Annotated in this window: 4 protein-coding genes; all 4 read right to left on the bottom strand. The window is 53.2% G+C overall.

Going from position 1 to position 2,079, the window contains the following annotated elements; genetic code table 11:
• Positions 1 to 101: 101 nt before the first annotated feature.
• Positions 102 to 557, bottom strand: coding sequence for a hypothetical protein (locus tag ABEA02_RS19915; RefSeq protein WP_345534905.1), 456 nt, complete (start codon positions 555 to 557; stop codon positions 102 to 104).
• 111 nt (positions 558 to 668) lie between these two features.
• The gene (locus tag ABEA02_RS19910) at positions 669 to 1,166 is read right to left on the bottom strand and encodes a hypothetical protein (protein WP_345534904.1); all 498 of its coding nucleotides are present in this window, start codon (positions 1,164 to 1,166) and stop codon (positions 669 to 671) included.
• An 89-nt stretch (positions 1,167 to 1,255) separates the two neighbouring features.
• Positions 1,256 to 1,555 carry an addiction module antidote protein gene (locus ABEA02_RS19905; protein WP_345534903.1) on the bottom strand — a complete coding sequence of 100 codons (300 nt, stop codon included), beginning with the start codon at positions 1,553 to 1,555 and terminating at the stop codon, positions 1,256 to 1,258.
• Between the two features lie 3 nt (positions 1,556 to 1,558).
• A complete protein-coding gene (locus ABEA02_RS19900) occupies positions 1,559 to 1,855 on the bottom strand; it encodes a type II toxin-antitoxin system RelE/ParE family toxin (protein WP_345534902.1) in 297 nt (98 codons plus the stop codon).
• Between the last annotated feature and the right edge of the window lie 224 nt (positions 1,856 to 2,079).

Here is a 2,079-nt window from a genome sequence, read left to right as displayed (position 1 = left end):
GACTCACCTTCTGTACTCCTGGTGTTCCCATACAACCCCCAACCGGTAGGTCAGGGTGTCAACTAAAACGGGTCAGGTCCCCGGTCCGCTTGACTGTAGGGTTAGCGAGATGCTGCATCGCTCACCGACAGTTTTTTGTAGAGCAATTCATAAAGCTTGGGAGCCAAACTCGATTTCATCAGGATGACCAACGTGATGATGGAAACTGCAAGAGAGTGAATAGAGAGCTCCGCCAACCCTGCCCACACTGCAAGCATGCCCAAATAGCCCCAGAACGGAAGCATCAATAGCAAAGCAACAACAAACAGTATCCAGGCGTTCACGCGAAAGAACCTTCTAACTGCAGTGACAATTACTCCTAGCAGAAAGCTTAGTGCGGACATGTAAATAGCAAGCCAAAAATACCCCCATGAGTTGTTGCCACTTAGTTGATCGTAATAGTCGCTATAGACAGTCACGCATCCCCAATCTGCTGCCGTGACAACTATTAACAGCAACGTAATCACGAAAAAAGCTTTGTTTCGTGGGGACATCAGCTTCGCAATCAACTGCGACATGGGACTTCTCGCTAACGTTTGACGTGAGGGGCGGCCGGAGCCGCGAAGCGGCGGAGGGTATTTGCAAGCGCAGCTTGCAAACCGTCCCTCTCGACGGAATTGTTAGCCCGCTCAGACATAGAGCGCCTTGGTGCCAGGGGTGGCGGACTTAACCCGCTCAGCGAAGCCCTCATAAAAGAATGGAATGTTGTCTCCCTTGTCACCGGACATGCGCCCTCTGACTTTATTGAAGGTAATGATGGCGACGTGAAACTTGGGCTCTCCGATGACCAAGACGGGTTGGTTTTCTTTTTCATGCCAAAGATACTTACCGCCATGCTTCCGATGGGCAACTTCAAGAATGTATGAGCCGATGAGCTCAACTAGAGCGTCTTGATCTTTCTTGGACAATTGATCCTTGTACTGCGATGCCTCATCAAGGATTTCTTCGATCACGACTAAGCTTTTTTCCGAGTAGTCCAACTTTCCGCCAGCGCGTTTTTGGAGCTGCGAAACCGCCAGTGCTGCTTTGGCGGAAACCTCGTCGGCTAAGGAGGGCTGAGGAGAAGCCGCTTGAGCCGATATACCGATGGCGCAAAGAAACGCCGTAACGATTGAACGAAGACTCATAGGGCTAACGTCGAAGATCAGGGGCGGCCGAACGAAGCGAGGGAACCAGCTTGCTGGCCGTCCCCTGGATCGTAGTGTTCGGCGTCCGGTTAATGATTGACAGCTTCTGCATGCAGCTTCAGCCCAAGCGCACCCATCACTTTCAGGATGGTATCGAAGCCCGGAGCACGATCACCCGAGAGCGCTTTGTAAAGGCTTTCACGAGATAGCCCGGCATCGCGTGCTACCTGAGACATACCTTTGGCCCGCGCGATATCGCCAAGTGCCTTGGCAATGAATGTGGCATCACCATCGGCCTCTTCGATACATGCCTCAAGATACGCGGCCATCTCTTCGGGGGTACGAAGATGCTCTGCGACGTCATAACGGGAAGTTGCTGTTTTAGCCATTTTTCATTCCTTCAGGTTTCGCGCCAAACGCAAGGCAGTTTTGATATCTGTGGCCTGAGATGACTTATCGCCACCGGCCAACAGAATCACAACCTCCCGGCCGCGCTTGGTGAAATACACGCGATAGCCGGGGCCAACATCAATACGCAACTCGGAAACACCTTCACCGACAGGCTTCACATCGCCGGGATTTCCGGCGGCAAGCCGCTCGATACGAACCAAGATGCGCGCACGCCCTTGGACATCGCGAAGACCATCTATCCAGGCTGCGTAGACATCAGTTTTGCGGATTTGGAGCATAGAACAACTGTAGCCAACAGACTACAGTCTGTCAATGCGAGAGCGAAGACGCCGAACGTGGAAGTAAGCGGACGCCGGAGCGCGAAGCGCGGAGGGAACCACAAGCGCAGCTTGTGGCGGGGATCTTGCCCCGTTTCCGTTGACACCCCGAGATTAGGCCAGCGCTTCATACGTGTCTGGCGAGACGTAGTTGAGAGCCGAGTGTATGCGCTCTCGATTGTAGA

It is taken from the genome of Viridibacterium curvum (genome assembly GCF_039544165.1).
Lineage (GTDB): Bacteria > Pseudomonadota > Gammaproteobacteria > Burkholderiales > Rhodocyclaceae > Viridibacterium > Viridibacterium curvum.
This window is presented reverse-complemented; position numbering and strand designations above follow the sequence as displayed.